The organism is Chryseobacterium tongliaonense, from assembly GCF_041224435.1.
GTDB classification, from domain to species: domain Bacteria; phylum Bacteroidota; class Bacteroidia; order Flavobacteriales; family Weeksellaceae; genus Chryseobacterium; species Chryseobacterium tongliaoense.
In genome coordinates, this window is sequence record NZ_JBGFFD010000006.1 from 103557 (window position 1) to 119595 (window position 16039).

At 35.1% G+C, this 16039-nt stretch carries 17 protein-coding genes and 3 tRNA genes; 11 read left to right on the forward strand and 9 right to left on the reverse strand.

Features of this window, described 5'->3' with window-relative positions; all coding sequences use genetic code 11:
* Nucleotide 1 precedes the first annotated feature (1 nt).
* From AB8P06_RS13710 to AB8P06_RS13730, 5 genes are all read right to left on the reverse strand, one after another.
* Nucleotides 2–1258 (reverse strand): hypothetical protein, encoded by a 1257-nt coding sequence (locus tag AB8P06_RS13710; RefSeq protein WP_369842577.1) that lies wholly within the window; start codon nucleotides 1256–1258, stop codon nucleotides 2–4.
* 68 nt (nucleotides 1259–1326) lie between these two features.
* On the reverse strand, nucleotides 1327–1686 hold the full coding sequence (locus AB8P06_RS13715) for a DUF4180 domain-containing protein (protein ID WP_369842579.1): 360 nt from the start codon (nucleotides 1684–1686) through the stop codon (nucleotides 1327–1329).
* An 11-nt stretch (nucleotides 1687–1697) separates the two neighbouring features.
* Nucleotides 1698–2549: a peptide chain release factor N(5)-glutamine methyltransferase gene (gene prmC / locus AB8P06_RS13720; protein ID WP_369842580.1), complete on the reverse strand. Its 852-nt coding sequence runs from the start codon at nucleotides 2547–2549 to the stop codon at nucleotides 1698–1700.
* Entirely contained in the window at nucleotides 2549–3307 is a 759-nt protein-coding gene (yaaA, locus tag AB8P06_RS13725; protein WP_369842581.1) for a peroxide stress protein YaaA, read from the reverse strand. Before yaaA ends, prmC begins: the two co-directional genes overlap by 1 nt.
* Before the next feature lie 78 nt (nucleotides 3308–3385).
* Nucleotides 3386–3997, reverse strand: coding sequence for an L-threonylcarbamoyladenylate synthase (locus AB8P06_RS13730; RefSeq protein ID WP_007843467.1), 612 nt, complete (start codon nucleotides 3995–3997; stop codon nucleotides 3386–3388).
* Between the two features lie 101 nt (nucleotides 3998–4098).
* Between AB8P06_RS13730 and AB8P06_RS13735 the strand changes: the two genes are divergently transcribed.
* The 3 genes from AB8P06_RS13735 (at nucleotide 4099) to AB8P06_RS13745 (ending at nucleotide 4393) form a co-directional block, all read left to right on the forward strand.
* Nucleotides 4099–4171, forward strand: a tRNA-Met gene (locus tag AB8P06_RS13735).
* Nucleotides 4172–4209: 38 nt separating this feature from the next.
* Nucleotides 4210–4282, forward strand: a tRNA-Met gene (locus tag AB8P06_RS13740).
* 38 nt (nucleotides 4283–4320) lie between these two features.
* Nucleotides 4321–4393 (forward strand) — tRNA-Met (locus tag AB8P06_RS13745).
* Between the two features lie 67 nt (nucleotides 4394–4460).
* Here the strand turns inward: AB8P06_RS13745 and AB8P06_RS13750 are convergent.
* Both AB8P06_RS13750 and AB8P06_RS13755 read right to left on the reverse strand, forming a co-directional pair.
* On the reverse strand, nucleotides 4461–4913 hold the full coding sequence (locus AB8P06_RS13750) for a carboxymuconolactone decarboxylase family protein (RefSeq protein WP_369842582.1): 453 nt from the start codon (nucleotides 4911–4913) through the stop codon (nucleotides 4461–4463).
* Between the two features lie 240 nt (nucleotides 4914–5153).
* The gene (locus AB8P06_RS13755) at nucleotides 5154–5735 is read right to left on the reverse strand and encodes a hypothetical protein (protein WP_369842583.1); all 582 of its coding nucleotides are present in this window, start codon (nucleotides 5733–5735) and stop codon (nucleotides 5154–5156) included.
* A 333-nt stretch (nucleotides 5736–6068) separates the two neighbouring features.
* Between AB8P06_RS13755 and AB8P06_RS13760 the strand changes: the two genes are divergently transcribed.
* The 4 genes from AB8P06_RS13760 (at nucleotide 6069) to AB8P06_RS13775 (ending at nucleotide 10067) form a co-directional block, all read left to right on the forward strand.
* The gene (locus tag AB8P06_RS13760) at nucleotides 6069–6434 is read left to right on the forward strand and encodes a BlaI/MecI/CopY family transcriptional regulator (protein WP_369842585.1); all 366 of its coding nucleotides are present in this window, start codon (nucleotides 6069–6071) and stop codon (nucleotides 6432–6434) included.
* A gap of 1 nt (nucleotide 6435) precedes the next feature.
* A complete protein-coding gene (locus AB8P06_RS13765) occupies nucleotides 6436–8253 on the forward strand; it encodes a M56 family metallopeptidase (RefSeq protein WP_369842587.1) in 1818 nt (605 codons plus the stop codon).
* A 60-nt stretch (nucleotides 8254–8313) separates the two neighbouring features.
* Entirely contained in the window at nucleotides 8314–9219 is a 906-nt protein-coding gene (locus AB8P06_RS13770; protein WP_369842589.1) for a GLPGLI family protein, read from the forward strand.
* A gap of 278 nt (nucleotides 9220–9497) precedes the next feature.
* A complete protein-coding gene (locus AB8P06_RS13775; protein WP_369842591.1) occupies nucleotides 9498–10067 on the forward strand; it encodes a sugar O-acetyltransferase in 570 nt (189 codons plus the stop codon).
* A gap of 117 nt (nucleotides 10068–10184) precedes the next feature.
* Here AB8P06_RS13775 and fsa read toward each other — a convergent pair whose 3' ends face one another.
* Nucleotides 10185–10838 (reverse strand): fructose-6-phosphate aldolase, encoded by a 654-nt coding sequence (fsa, locus tag AB8P06_RS13780; protein ID WP_369842593.1) that lies wholly within the window; start codon nucleotides 10836–10838, stop codon nucleotides 10185–10187.
* 226 nt (nucleotides 10839–11064) lie between these two features.
* Between fsa and AB8P06_RS13785 the strand changes: the two genes are divergently transcribed.
* Nucleotides 11065–11553 carry a YdeI/OmpD-associated family protein gene (locus tag AB8P06_RS13785; protein WP_369842594.1) on the forward strand — a complete coding sequence of 163 codons (489 nt, stop codon included), beginning with the start codon at nucleotides 11065–11067 and terminating at the stop codon, nucleotides 11551–11553.
* A 269-nt stretch (nucleotides 11554–11822) separates the two neighbouring features.
* Here AB8P06_RS13785 and AB8P06_RS13790 read toward each other — a convergent pair whose 3' ends face one another.
* Nucleotides 11823–12377, reverse strand: coding sequence for a tetratricopeptide repeat protein (locus AB8P06_RS13790; RefSeq protein WP_369842595.1), 555 nt, complete (start codon nucleotides 12375–12377; stop codon nucleotides 11823–11825).
* Between the two features lie 184 nt (nucleotides 12378–12561).
* On the opposite strand from AB8P06_RS13790, the gene pepE reads away from it, so the two are divergent.
* The 3 genes from pepE (at nucleotide 12562) to AB8P06_RS13805 (ending at nucleotide 15914) form a co-directional block, all read left to right on the forward strand.
* Nucleotides 12562–13254 carry a dipeptidase PepE gene (pepE, locus tag AB8P06_RS13795; protein WP_369842597.1) on the forward strand — a complete coding sequence of 231 codons (693 nt, stop codon included), beginning with the start codon at nucleotides 12562–12564 and terminating at the stop codon, nucleotides 13252–13254.
* Nucleotides 13255–13367: 113 nt separating this feature from the next.
* Entirely contained in the window at nucleotides 13368–14738 is a 1371-nt protein-coding gene (dacB, locus tag AB8P06_RS13800) for a D-alanyl-D-alanine carboxypeptidase/D-alanyl-D-alanine endopeptidase (RefSeq protein ID WP_369842599.1), read from the forward strand.
* Between the two features lie 6 nt (nucleotides 14739–14744).
* Entirely contained in the window at nucleotides 14745–15914 is a 1170-nt protein-coding gene (locus AB8P06_RS13805; protein WP_369842600.1) for a sensor histidine kinase, read from the forward strand.
* The last annotated feature ends 125 nt before the right edge of the window (nucleotides 15915–16039 follow it).

Below are 16039 nucleotides of genomic sequence, written 5' to 3' on the forward strand. Positions count from 1 at the left end.
ATTATATTTCTTCAGGTTTGATATTACCGGATAAATAGGGTGGAAGCTTCCTGAATGAATCATAAAGTTTAGCGGTATTGATTTTCTTTTCTCTTTCATTTTTAGTATAATGGTTACAGTTTATGTATAAAAAATAAGAGATTATTCTGTTGTAGTCATCAAGGTTTTCATCTTCTATCATGTGTCGTATTTGAGAGAAAAACAAGTCTCTATCTTTTGATTCGGAAATAGCTCTCCCCAATCTTCCGACATCGCCATAATAGTGATTTTTTTCAGCATTTTCAATCCGGAAAGTGATACCGAAAATCAAATCAAAAACATTAATGTCCAGCTCTTCAAGCTCTTTGATATACGTTTGGCGGGCTTCCCAGGCATAACTGCCGTCAGAAACCCTTTCAAAGCGGTCATTCATAATATCAAGATGTGATTTTAAAAATACACCCCAATTGGCAGTTTCAGCAGATAGCAAAGCTATATTTATGCCTTGTATTCTTGGGCTGCTATCCTGGCTGCAGCCACCCACAACTTGTTTTGATCTCATATCATCAAGAAGTTCTTCCTTTTCAGCATGGGATAATTTTTGCCAGTTTTCCGGAAGACGAAGTGACATTTCAAATCTATAGGCATCAGGAGCATTTTCTTTAAATTTTGTAATAGAAGGATCAATCAGACAATCAGAATAAATAATTTGCCTTGCATATTTCTGATCCAGCTGAATACTTTTAAAATTATCAGGGAAATAAAAAGCCTCAATAGTTTCAGGAGAATATGATGATTTGCCTTTGTATGTATAAACCCATGTGTTTTTCATCGTCTTTTCATAAAGCGCTTTTTTATAATTTTGCTCAATGCCGAAACCGTTATCATCGTTCAAACTGATTTCATCATATCTGATAACGTCCTGATCACGATAATTTTTTCTTTTGGTTTTAATAACCAAAACTTCTTTTTTGATTTTTGCATCAGGGTATTTTGATATGAAATCTTCGATTGAGATATTACTGTCCATATCTTTTTTAGCCTGAATAATATTTCCTGAATCAAGCCGTATGATAAAGCATTTAGTCTGAGGTTTGGAATAAAACTTTTTGTTCAGATCACAGATTTTATATTTCAGGTTTAGTGAATCAACGATCTTTTCCAGTTTATTCATTGTATTTTCACTATAGATCAATCCATTGTTAAAAGTAGTAAATTCTTGAGCATAAGAAGCCACAGTAAATGCTATGGTGAATAACAGGCAAATTTTTTTTCTCATGGTGTATAAAGCCTTAGTTTGCCTATATAACGGAAACAATGGAAAAATTATTTTCTTTTACATTGAATTTATTCTGAGAGTTTCTCCAAAGCTTTTTCTGTTGTATCAACAAAAATGATATGCCTGGTCTTATTGCTTTCAAAAATAAAGTCTCTGATGCTTTTACTTTGATATGTACTGAAATCTCCGACAATAGCCAAACGAACCCGGTAGTTGGAGAATTTCTGAAGAATGTCACCGGCCAGTTTGGTTTTCAGGTCAAAAAACTCCGGAGTAATGTTTTTCTCATGAATGATGATCCTGTCAAACCCCTGATAATAAGCATTACCGAGAAGATCCAAAGCATCCTGGGCAGATTGGATAATCAGATTATCAGAAACAGCTTCAGCGATATTTATGCTGTTGACGATATGTGTTTTAATTTCCATGTGAAAATAAATTATTTGATTCCGAAAATAAACCTGTCATTCTCAGATAAATCTTTGATCAGCTGAGCTTCCGAAAAATGACCGGTGTATAAGTCCAGAGTTTCCGGGCCCAGCTTTTGATTGATCTCTAAAAATAAAAATCCGTTTGCATTGAGGTGCTTTCTGGAATCTTCTGCAATTTTTCGGTAGAAAATCAAAGCATCGGAAGTGGGGGAGAAGAGTGCCATTTTAGGTTCGAATTCTTTTACGGAATCTGCAATTTCAAACTCTTCTTCAATCCCGATATAAGGTGGATTTGAAATAATGACATCATAATTCTCAGTCAATTCAGAATTCAGATAATCACCATGAATAAAATGAACATCGAGCTGATGAAAGTCCGCATTCTTTTTTGCGGTTTTCAAAGCCTTTTCAGAAAAATCAATGGATGAAACTTCAGCTTCAGAAAAATGTTTCTTTAAAACCAGAGGAATCACACCGCTTCCGGTTCCGATGTCAAGAATTTTTATACTTTCATGGGTAAGCCTTAATCTTTGAATCTTTTTGATGGCTATTTCCAGCAGCTCTTCTGTTTCAGGCCTTGGAATCAATACATTCTCATCTACGAAAAATTTCATTCCGTAAAATTCGGTTTCCCCTAAAATATGCTGATAAGGCTTGTTGGTTTTTAATTCTGAAATCACCTGCTGAAGACGGCTTTCATCGTCGATCAGTAATTCCTGGTCGGCAAATCTTCTTTGATAAAAGGCATTAAGACCTACAATTTTCTGTATAAAGACAGAGCATAAAAAAGAGCTTTCCGACTCTGTATAGATTTCGGAAAGTGCTGTTTTGAAATATTGTTTAAATTCTGAAATTGTCATTATCTCATAAAAACCAGTTTTGTATCGGTAGACTTTTCTTCATCGATCAGATAGCCTTCATAGTTGAAAGCTTTTACATCATCTAAAGTCTGCGCGTTGGTTTCTGCACAGAATCTAACAACTAAACCTCTGGCGTGTTTGGTATAGACTACAATGGTTTTTAGTTTCCCGTCTTTCAGTTCATAGAAATCAAAATCAATTACCTTATGGTTGAGCTTTTTACGGTCGATTACTTTTCCATATTCATTGCTCGCCAGATGGAGAAGGATTTCGTTCTTTTTCATCTCGGAATTTAACTGTTCCGTGATTTTTTCTCTCCAGAATTCATAAAGGTTTTTATATTGGTCAAACTCAAAATGACGGCCCATTTCCAGTCTGTAAAGCATTACTTTATCCGATGGTTTCAGAAGGCCATATAATCCGGAAAGCATTCTGTAGTTTTTCTGTAAATAATCCACAGCATTCTTATCCAGAGTTTTTGCATCCAGACCTCTGTAAACTTCACCGGTAAAAGCAAACATGGCAGGTGCAGATTCTTTTGCTCCCGGCTTTGATTTCCATTTTTGATTTCTTTCCCAGTTTTCATCCGCCAGTTTGGGCGATATTTCCATTAGTTCGGAAAGATATTTCGGAGATTTATGTTTTAAATGAGATTGTATAAATGCAGCCTCTTCAATGAATTTTGGTGTAGTAGATCTCAACAGGTCGGTTGAGTTTTCCACATTCATTAATTTAGCAGGAGATGTTATTATTTTCATAAAAAATTAAAGTTGATAAAATGTGAATGTTTAAATTAAACGTTTTCACTTATAGAATTGCTGTTTGGCCTTTTACTATTAAACTATTCCTTTTCCCTGTCTGATCACTTCCGGTTCTCCCGAACTAAGATCAACAATGGTAGAGGCAATATTGTCTCCATATCCTGAGTCGATCACAATATCTACCAGATGCTCATATTTTTCAGCGATCAGTTCCGGATCTGTAGAATATTCGATGATCTCGTCATCATCTTTGATGGAAGTTGAAGCGATCGGATGTCCGAGTTTTTCAACAATCAGTTGCGGAATCGGATGGTCAGGGACACGGATCCCGATAGTTTTATGTCCTTTATAAGCCAATGGTACATTTTTATTGGCCTCGAGAATAAATGTAAAAGGTCCGGGAAGATGGCTTTTCAGAAATCTGAACACCGAGGTATCGATGGGTCTTGTAAAGTCTGAAAGATGGCTGAGATCATTACAGATTATAGAGAACTGAGCCTTTTCCAGTTTGATTTTTTTCATCTGAGCCAGTTTTTCCATAGCCCGGATGTCAAAAATATTACAACCTAAGGCATATACCGTATCTGACGGGTAAATGATAAGCCCGCCGTTATTTAAAGTTTTAATCACTTCATTGATAAGGTTTTCCTGTGGATTTTCCGGATAAATTCTTAATATCTTTGCCATAAAACAAAGATACAAATAATAAGATAGTTTTCATAAAAGTCCTTTATTTAAAAGAAAAATTAGGAATTATAAAAAATAGTCGTATATTTGCAATCCAATATCGCGGGATGGAGCAGTAGGTAGCTCGTCGGGCTCATAACCCGAAGGTCATCGGTTCGAGTCCGGTTCCCGCTACTAAGCAAGTGCTTTCGGTAAGCACTCTAAAAATACACCGCGGGATGGAGCAGTAGGTAGCTCGTCGGGCTCATAACCCGAAGGTCATCGGTTCGAGTCCGGTTCCCGCTACTAAGCAAGTGCTTTCGGTAAGCACTCTAAAAATACACCGCGGGATGGAGCAGTAGGTAGCTCGTCGGGCTCATAACCCGAAGGTCATCGGTTCGAGTCCGGTTCCCGCTACTAAAGCAAAAAGAGAATCACAATGTGGTTCTCTTTTTCATTAAATCAATTCTGAATTTTACAAAAACTATCCGAACATACCTACCTGGTAATCTCCCGGAACCTGTTGGAAAGCAATATTGAAGCGGTTCCAGACGTTAATGGCATTCACCACTAAAGTAAGGTCAATGATCTCTTCTTCAGAAAACTGTTTTTTTGCATTTTCATAAGCTGTGTCAGGAACATGAAGACTGTTTACTGCTTCTGCCCATTCCAGAGCTGCTCTTTCCCTGTCTGTGTAGTAAGGTGTTTCTCTCCATGCACTTAATCCGTAAAGGCGCTGTTCTGTTTCGCCCATTGCACGAAGCTCTTTAGAGTGCATGTCAAGACAATAAGCACACTGGTTGATCTGTGAAATCCTGAAATCAATAAGCTCCATCAGTTTTCTGTCAATCGTAGAATGTTTTAAATACTGGTTAATTCCAAAGATCGGAGTAATCGCTTTTTTTCCTTTTTCGAATAAATTAATTCTTGGTTCCATAAGATTTTAATTTTGGTTGTTATACCTTAATGACAATTGTATTTTAGATTCTGGACAAATAATGCCACATTTTTTTGCACGAGGAATGCAATTTAAAATTATAGGCCTCCCTTTTGAGATTTTAAAATTTGTGAAAGATTCCAACAGGATATAAATGAATCCTATAAAAAGAAAAATCCCGCTTTAAGAGCAGGATTTTATATCTGTAACTAATAATCAATTATCAGTATGATTCATCATCTATGGTGCAACTTCTGCGTAAGGTCTCAGTTTAATATCCTCTGCCATAGTCTGGCCCAAGAATTCAGTTTTCTGACTTCCTTTCATTCTTCCTGCCGCAGCATTGGCATTGAAATAAGCTTCACTTAATTTAGTGGCAATTTCAGCAGGGTTAAAATCTATTTTTGTATCACCCTCAACACCTAAATATCCATTTTTTCTCGTAAGATATGTGATATAGTTTTTATAATTGATCAGTGTATTTCTTAAATAAGTTGTATGGTATTCCATACATTTTTTTGCTTTTTTAGAAGAGTTATTAAGAATACAGTTATTCATATTCCCTCTGTACAAACGCCATTCAGATTCCAGAATACCATATTCTTTTCCTAAAGCTACTTTCCCGTTGGTAAGGATGTTATTATCACCTTCTTTTGTAGCAATGGCTTGCAGGTGTCCGATCACAAGCGGAACGGTGTTTTCAATTTTCGTTTTCGTTTCTTTTAAAGAGCTGAAATCTGCAGCCGGAGAATTTTTCTTTTGAGCAGTCGTTACGTTAAAAATCAATAGTAATAGTACAATCAATAAATTATATCTTTTCATGAGAAATTTTTAAAGCACTAAAATAAATATATTTTCTCATTTTAAGCACATTCATTTTAGTTTTATTTAATAAAAATTAACAAGTTTTAAGAATTTACCGTCAAATCCAATATTTTAGTATTGATCATTCAGGTCATAAATTCCCTTTATTAAAAATTTAACATATTTTAATAAAAAATAAATATTTGATTATCAGTTACTTACATTTATTCTTTCTTTATCACTAAAAAAATAGTTGTTTGATTGAGATTTATTTCTACATTTGTATAACTAGTTTCTTAGTGATATAGAAACAATGACGTTTTTATATGATAATGATAAATGAAACAGGATATGAAAATTCAGACTTTAACAAAAGCAGAAGAACAGGTAATGCAGTATTTATGGAAACTGGAAAAAGGATTTCTTAAAGATATCCTTGATTTATTCCCTGATCCGAAACCACATACCAATACTGTTTCTACGATTTTAAAAGTATTAAAAGATAAAGAATTTGTAGAATATAACGTCTACGGAAGACAGCATGAATATTTTCCATTGATTTCCAAGGAACAGTATTCTGGAAAAACGATGAAAAGCCTTGTGAAGAATTATTTTAAAGGTTCTTACAAAAGTGCCGTTTCATTTCTGGTAGAAAAAAATGAAATGACTGTAGAAGATCTTGAAATGTTATTAAACGAACTCAAAAAGAAAAACTAATATGGAAGCCATATTTCTGTACTTTGGGAAAGTAATTGTATGCTCAGGTGTAACGTTTTTGTATTATCAGTTGTCTTTAAAAGACAAGACATTTCATCATTATAACAGATTTTATTTGTTATCGGCCATGTTACTGTCATTATTATTGCCTTTGATCAGGGTAGATGATTTTACGATAGAGGTGAATAATGAGGTATATGCATTAATTAATAAGGTACAGAATTTTAATTCAAATAAAACGATAAACAATGACCACATTTATTTTAGAATTATTTTTTCAGCTTTGGGATTGGTTTCTCTCTATTTTTTAGGGAAATTTATTTACGGGATTCTTAGAATTCAACAGCTTAAACACCAATTTCAAAAAGAAAGTTTTGACGGGATCAATTTTTACCGTACAAACCTTACCGAAGCTCCGTTTTCTTACTTTAAAAACCTGTTCTGGAAAAATACCATCGTATTGAATTCAGACATCGGAAAGCAGATTTTAAAGCATGAAATGGTACATATTGAGCAGAAACATTCACTGGATAAAATTTTTATTCAGGTCATTACTTCCGTCTTCTGGTTCAATCCGTTCTTTCATATCATCAAAAAAGAACTCAATCTAATCCACGAATACCTGGCTGATAAAAAAGCCGTAAAACAATCGGACACAAAAGCATTTGCGCAGATGCTTTTAGCAAGTCACTTTTCCGGAACACAGTTACCTGCAACCAGTCCGTTTTTAAGTTCAAATTTAAAAAAACGACTCAAAATGTTACAAAAACCCAAAACCAAATTCGGATATGCGCGAAGAATTTTTGCATTGCCGGTTTTATTTTCAGTAGCCTTTGCTTATATGGTAAATGCTAAGAATAAAGAAATCAAAGAAACGAATATAGCAATCGAACAAGCTGTTTCTCAAATTAAAAAAGACACGGTAAAAAATGAAAAGATCAACACGATTGATATTGCCCAGCAAAAACAATTAAGAAAAAGAGAAACTGAAAAGTTAACCGATCTTGGAAAGAAGATTCAGGAAAAAAGTAAAGCATTAAAAGAGCTGAAACCTGAAAGCAAAGAATTTCAGAAAAATGTTGATGAGCTGAGCTCACTTTCAGAAGAAATGGGGAAAATTACCAGCTCAGACGATTTTAAAATGGCCTATACCATCAATGGAAATGAAATAAGAAAAATTAATGATTATTTCAAATCAGACGAATGGAAAGATAAAATGAAAGACCTTAAAAAGATGGATATTGAAATTCCTGAAATACCGGAAATCAATTTTGAATATCCTGATGTTCCATTACCTCCGAATGCTCCCGATGCACCAAGAGTTAATGTGTATAGCTTTAAAGATTTTAAAGATATGAAATGGAGTGCTGAAGACAAAGCTAAAGCTTCTGCAAATGCTAAGAATGCCATGGAAGCTGCTACAAAACGGGCTAAAATTGACAGAAAGCGAGCCAAACTGAATGAAAAACGTGCTAAGCTGGATATGGAAAGAGCCAAACTTGATGCTGAAAGAAGAGCTTTAGACGGAAATAACAGAAGAGTTTACATCTATAATGGTACCACAAGTTTTAACGATTCAAAAAATCCGGTAACCATAAGACTGAGCTCTGACTTTAAAAAGAATGCTGATGGTTTTACCGTTTCAAAAATAACAAATCTTAATTCGACGTATGATAATATGAAATTTTATATCAACGGTGTTGAAGTAAGCAAAAAAGAAATAGATGCTTTAAATCCCAACCAGATTAAAAGTATGAATGTAAACAAACGTACTAAAGACGGAGATCCTTCAGGAGAAATAAGAATTCAGACAAAATAATAAAGTCCCGACTTAGCTTTGTCAATATAAATTGGCAAAGCTTTTTTATACATCAAGCTTATGAAAAACACTATTTTACTTTTTTTATTTTTTAGCATATTCGCCAATGCACAGGTCAACAGGTTCTTCTACGAATATAAATTTATTCCTGACTCTAATGATAAAGCCGATGTGAAAAAGGAAATGATGCTTCTGGATATTGATAAAAACGGTTCCAATTATTACAGCCGCGATAAGTTTGTTGCTGATTCCACGGCTCAGGCCGATCTGGAAAAACAGATCAAAGGTGGATCAGGAAATATAAATATCAATAAAAGTGAAAGACCCGGGCAGGTTTCCTATAAAGTAACCAAGCAGTATCCTGATTTTAAAACTTATTTGTTTACAAGGGTTTCTACTGACCAATACAAAGTAAAAGAAGATACAAAACCGGAATGGAAAATTCTTTCTGATAAACAGAAAATCGGAGAATATAATGCTCAAAAAGCGACAACCAGTTTTGGCGGCAGAGAATGGACGGCATGGTTCACCACTGATATCCCTTTTCAGGACGGACCCTACAAATTCTATGGCTTACCAGGATTAATTGTAAAAATTGAAGATTCTACAGGATCACATATCATGACTCTGGTTGGAAACAAAACGATTCAGGCTCCTGCAGCTGAAAAACAAATGGAAATGCCACAGAATGTAAGAATGTTCGGGATAGGCGGAAAAGAAATTGAAGTCACAAAAGATCAGTACAGAAAAGCATGGAAAGCTTATGTAAACGACCCTTCCAAAAACATGCGAGAAATGATGATGAGAAATAGTGGTGATTCAAATACGAAAGTGGCTTTTAAAGTGAAAACTTCTGATGGAAAAGAGATCTCAGATCCTAATCAGGTTTTCAGGGAAATGGAAAAGCGCACCAAAGAAAGTTTAAAAAAGAATAACAATCCGATAGAACCGGATCTGGTGAATTAACAAAACATATTTTTCTAAATCAAAAAACAGGGTGGTCAACAGATCATCCTGTTTTCTTTTTAATGATAGGTTTTTATATCGCAAAGAAAATGATGAGTTGGATATATTTAAGATGAGCAAAGTTTTTTAATATACAATAGATTTTCAAAAGAATACTTCACAGCTTTTCTTTTCTTAAAAATATAGCGGTCGGATTTTAAAAGCTTTGCGTTAATAAAAAAATGATGAATGTAAAATATAGTTACCTTCTTTTATTATCTTTAAATCAAATTCAGATTATGACAGAAAAAGAAAAATGTGAACAGGGATTACTGTATAACGCCAATTACGATGCTGAGCTTATCAATGAACGAATGATGTGTAAAGATTTGTGCCTGGAATATAATCAGATTAAAAATACAGATACTGAAAAAAGAAACCAAACCATCCGAAAAATCATTAAAAATTCAAAAGAAAATGTATATATAGAACCTTCATTCTGGTGTGATTACGGCTATAATATAGAAACTGGCGATAACTTTTATGCCAATCATAATCTGGTGATTTTAGACTGTGCAAAAGTAAAATTCGGAGATAATGTTTTTATCGGTCCCAATTGCAGCTTTTATACTGCCGGTCATCCGCTTGATGCAAAACAGAGAAATGAAGGACTGGAATATGCACATCCGATTACAGTCGGAGATAACGTCTGGTTCGGTGGAAATGTAGTGGTATTACCCGGCGTTTCCATCGGAAATAATGCAGTAATAGGAGCAGGAAGTGTTGTTACCAGAAATATTCCGGATAACGTAGTTGCAGTGGGAAATCCGTGCAAGGTAGTTAAAACTATTGTCGAAAATAATAATTAGAATCCAGAAATAGATGAAGGAAATGCATGAAACAATCATGTTCTTGAGCTTGATCTGTTAAAATAAAAGGTTCCGGAACGAAGTTCCGGAACCTTTTTATAATGTATTCTTTTAAGATTAAGCTAATTTCTGAGAGTCAGAAATAAACTGAGCCAGTCCGCTGTCTGTTAACGGGTGTTTCAATAAGCTCAAGATCGGAGGAAGTGGAGAAGTGATCACATCAGCACCGATTTTAGCACAGTCGATAATATGCATTGAATGACGGATAGAAGCCGCTAAAATTTCAGTGTCATACATATAGTTATCGAAAATTAAACGGATCTCCTGAATCAGATTTAATCCGTCTGTAGAAATATCATCCAGTCTTCCCAGGAAAGGAGAAACATAAGTAGCTCCGGCTTTTGCAGCTAAAAGAGCCTGTCCTGCAGAGAAAATCAAAGTACAGTTGGTTTTGATTCCTTTATCTGAAAAATATTTTAATGCTTTGATTCCGTCTTTGATCATCGGGATTTTTACCACGATATTCGGATGGATAGCCGCCAATTCCTCCCCTTCTTTGATCATTTCCTCATAAGTTGTAGAAAGCACTTCAGCAGAAATATCACCGTCTACAATTTCACAAATTGCCTTGTAATGATTTTTGATCGCTTCAGCACCTCGGATTCCTTCTTTGGCCATTAATGAAGGGTTGGTGGTTACACCATCTAAAATTCCAAGGTCTTTTGCTTCTTTGATTTGCTCTAAATTAGCAGTGTCAATAAAAAATTTCATTTGATTTATAGATTTATTTCTGCAAAGATAAACATTCCTTTGTGAGTGGAAAATTTTAATTTTTTTAAGGAATTAGGAATTAGGAATTAGGAATTAGGAATTTTTTTGATAAGGTTCAAAATTCCCTTCCCTGAAGGGGGATTTTGCGAAGCAAAAAGACAGGTAGTTTAAATCCATAAATTTAATCCACATCTCAAATAAAAACATTTTTCTAAATTTGTTCGTTATGGAAAAAAACAGCTTTACGGCAAGACTTGAAATCATTGGGATCAATCCTTTTGTATTCGTTCCTGAAGAAGTTTTAAATCTTATTTTTGACGCTTCCGGAAGAACTAAAAGCCCCATTCCGGTGAAAGGCACTGTAAATGGCAAAGAATTCAGACAGAATCTGATGAAATATTTGGGTGAATGGCGGTTATATATTAACCTGACCATGCTCAAAAACTCTCCTAAGAGAATCGGTGAAGTGATCGAAGTCTTTGTAGAGTTTGACGATTCAGACAGGACGATTTCCATTCATCCGCAGCTGGAAAAAGCAATTAAAGAAAGCGCTGTTGCATCGAAGAATTTTGAAAGCTTGATCCCTTCAGGAAAATTAGAGCTGATTCGATATATCAACAATCTGAAAACCGAAGCAAGCATTAATAGGAATATTGAAAAAATCATCCGGTATTTACAAGGGGAAACAGACTTCTTCGGAAAGAAAATCAATTAGAAATGGTAACTATATTTCAATGATCGGCTTTTATATCGCAAAGAACAATTATGAATCGGACCTATCTAAGATGAGCAAAGTTTTTTAGTCTATACAATAGATTTTCAAAAGAATGCTTCATAGCAGCTTTGCTGCTTTTCTTACTTTTCTTAAAATACAGCAGTCAAATTTTTAAAACTTTGCGTTAATAAAATGATTGTAAAATAGTATATAACTATCTTAAAAATAAAGCATAAAAAAAGATCCGGAAATTTTCCGGATCTTTTTATTTATGAATTTAAAACTTTATTAAGCTTTATCGCATCCTGATTGGTAGGGTCATACTGTAAAGATTTGGCAATATGTTCTTTCGCTTTATTAGGGTCGTTTTTCTGTTCCGCGAAAGCAAGGTAGAAATAAGCATAAGCTAAATTTTTCTTATTTTGTTCCACCTCTTCCGGCTTTACAGTAGCAATATATTTTTCATAAGCAATTTTTGCATTGGCATCATCCTTAGCAGACTGATAGGCATAAGCCTGACTGTAATAAGATGGAGCCCAATCCGGTAACAAAGCCGATATTTTCTTCCAAGTATCAATTGCATTGGTCCAGTCTGAAGCTTCCTGATAAGCTGCAGCCAGTTTTGCCAGTGATTCTGTATCTTTTGGATTGGCTTCAATTTGTTTTTTAAGGCCGTCGATAGTAGAATTGCTTCCTGTCTGGCTTGTAGCCGCCGCATTATTTGTACTGTCTGTTTTAGTCGTTTGAGCATTCACAAAACTTACACTTCCTACCAATATTAAACCTAAAAAAAGGTTTTTAATATCAATTTTAATCATTTTCATATTCTTATATTTTTCAAATTGTAAATTCTAAAATTCAATAATAATTCCACAAAAGCTTAAATTTTAGAACCTTTAAGTTTTTTTGGAAAATATTAACGGGATTGATGTTTTTTTATCAAAATTTTTGATTCGTGACGGTTTGGATTATCTTTGTATGTTATCATTTTAATCTATATATTTTTGTATGAATATTATATTAGCTTCAACTTCCACCCTTTTCGGGGGAGCCTATTTAGAATATCTGAGAGAAGAATTAATTGAATTATATAAAGGAATCGACGAAATAATTTTTGTACCCTTTGCCCGGCCCGGCGGGATTTCCCACGATGATTATACCGAAAAAGCACGTTCATTTTTTGAAACGATCAATATCAAAGTAAAAGGCCTGCACGAATTTGAAGATAAAACCGAAGCTCTGAATAAGGCTAAAGGTTATTTTACAGGAGGCGGAAATACCTTTTTGCTGGTTAAGACATTGCATGAAGAAGGACTCATGTCTCTTTTAAAAAACAATGTGGAAAGAGGAAAGCCTTACCTTGGATGCAGTGCGGGAAGTAATATCGGGGGTCAGAATATGAAAACCACGAACGATATGCCGATTGTGTATCCACCGAGCTTTGACTGTATGGGATTGGTACCTTTTAATCTAAACCCGCATTATCTGGATCCTAATCCCGAGTTAAAACATAACGGAGAAACCAGGGAAACAAGGATTAAAGAATTTCTGACTCAAAATGACCTGAAAGTAGTAGGACTTCGTGAAGGAAACTGGATCAGGAGAATCGGAGATGCCATTACCGTTGAAGGAAATGAACTGACCCGGATTTTTGAAAAAGGGAAAGAACCTTACGAAATAGAGGCCGGAAGTACATTGTAATGAATTAAACACTTCTTTATTTTATTATCTTTGATTAAGAATTGAAGTGTTTTTCAGCTTTAAACAAGGAAAATGCTTATATCAAAATTTAAAATAAAGTTTTATAATAGAAAATGAAAAAGACGTTTGCCGTTCTTACGCTTTCAGCACAGGTATTATTTGCTCAGGATATTGCCCAGAAGCTTGATACTGCTACCAAAGATTTAATGAACTCCTCAGCGGCGGTTGCATCCGGTTTATCTTTTTATGTTTCAGATGAGAATGGCAATTTTGTTTATGAATATCAGGGAAGCAAAGGACTTTCCACAGCTTCAACCCAAAAAATATTTACAGCCGGAGTCGTTTTGGAAACTTTAGGTAAGAATTATACCTATAAAACAACATCAGGCTATTCCGGAAGTATTTCAGGAAGTGTATTGAATGGGAATCTTTATATTTCTTCCAACGGAGATCCCACATTGGGAAGCTGGCGGTATGAATCCTGTAAACCCGATACTTTTAAAAAGAAATTGATAGAAGCCATTAAAACTTCAGGAATTGCAAAAATATCAGGCGACCTGATTATTGATGATTCTTATTTTGACCATCAGACGATACCGGGCGGATGGCCGTGGGATGACCTTGGAAACTATTACGGAGCGGGAGTCTGGGGTGTAAACTGGCGGGAAAATCAGTTTGATATCAATATTAACGGGAAAGATTTTAAAAGTTTTTCCTATCCTTTGGAAGGTGTGAAATGGCTTAATGACCTTAAAACCGGCGGAAGCTCAGATCAAAGCCTGATCTTTACAGCACCTCATTCTGATGTTGCTTTAATCAACGGGACCTTGCCGGCAGGAAAAATGGTGACTGTTTCCGGATCAGTTCCCAATCCGCCACTGCAACTGGGAATGGAAATAAAACAATGGCTGAAGGAATCCGGAATTGATTTTTCAGGAAAAGTGCTTACTTCTTCACAATTGGAAATAGAAGGCGGAAAATGGGAAGTGCCTAAAAATAATATTATATTTACTTTTGAGTCGCCGACTTTAGATAAGATTGTTTACTGGTTTTTAAGAAAAAGTATCAATCTTTACGGGGAAACCTTTATCAAAACTTTAGGCAAAGAGAAAAAAGGAGATCCAGGCTTTAAAAGCGGAGTGGCTTACCTTAAGGAATTCTGGAAGTCAAAGGGTATAAACCCGAACATGATCAATTTTGCAGATGGAAGCGGACTTTCACCCCAGAATTATGTTTCTGCCAAAGCGGAGGTTCAGGCTTTGCTGTATGCCCGAAAACAGTCATGGTTTGAGACTTATTATGACGGTTTTCCGACACAGGATAATGGGATGAAAATGAAAAGCGGAACGATGAGAGATACAAAATCCTTTGCCGGTTTCCATACTTCAAAAGAAGGCAGGAAATATGTGTTTTCCATTATTATCAACAATTATCAGGGAAGCGGAAATGCAGAGTTGCAGAAGATTCTGAATGTTTTAAAATAAATTTTAATGAAAAATCGTCCGTTTTTATCAAGGATAAATAATTGGTTTGTATTTACATTACTTACTGTAATCGTTGCAGCTCTGATTTTATCATCCAATATTCTCATTAAAAATTTAAGACAGAAAGAAGCCGAAAGAATAAAAGTTTTCGCTACGGCAATTAAAATTTTACAGGACAACCAGCAAAAAAGTTCTGAAACCCAGGATTTATTGTTTGCCATCCTTACAGAGAATGACCAGATTCCATCGATTTTAACGGATGAAAATAAGCAGCCTTTCATATTTGACGGAAGCTCACGTAATATTTCACAGGAAATATTGAGCAATCCTCAGGAGCTGAAAAAGCTGATAGCCAAGATGGAAAACAATTACGAACCGTTTGAAATTGAAGTTGCGAATGGGAAAAAACAGCTTGTTTTCTACGACAATTCGGCATTGCTTAATAACTTAAGGTATTACCCTTATTTTTTAGGTTTACTTGTTTTCTCGTACTTTCTATTTTCATTCTGGTTTTTAAGAACAATCAAAAAAACAGACGAAGGGTATTTATGGGCTGGTCTTGCCAAAGAAACCGCTCATCAGATCGGAACGCCTTTATCTTCCATGATCGGCTGGATGGAAATCATGAAACTGGAAAATCCGGATTCTGAAGGTGTGCATGAGATTGAAAAGGATATTGAAAGACTAAGAACCATTTCCGAAAGGTTTTCAAAAATAGGTTCTGTTCCTGAACTGAATGACATGAATTTCAATCAAACCATTCAGGAGAATTATAATTATTTAAAAACCAGGATTTCGAGGAAAATAAATTTCAGTTTACATCTTCCCACTTATGATATTCTGGTTCCGCACAACAGGATCCTGATGAGCTGGGTTATTGAAAACCTGGTTAAAAATGCAGTAGATGCCATGAAAGGAGAAGGGATATTGCAGATGTATGTTTTCGAAAGAAATAAAAATATCCTGATCGAAGTAAAAGATACCGGCAGCGGAATGACCAAACAGCAGTCGAGGAATGCATTTAAACCGGGATATTCCACTAAAAAACGAGGTTGGGGCTTAGGTCTTTCTCTTGCTAAAAGAGTGGTTCAGGAATACCATAACGGAGATATTAAGATCTCTCAGACCGAAGTAGGAAAGGGGACAACCTTCAGAATAATTATTAAAAAAACTTAAAGTCATTGCGAGCGAAGCGAAGCAATCTCAGGTTTAAAATAAGTCTTAATTATTAAAATTTTGAACCATTAGAGAATTAAGCTTGAGATTGCTCGCAATGACGGAGTGGGAATAAAAAAGCGAGG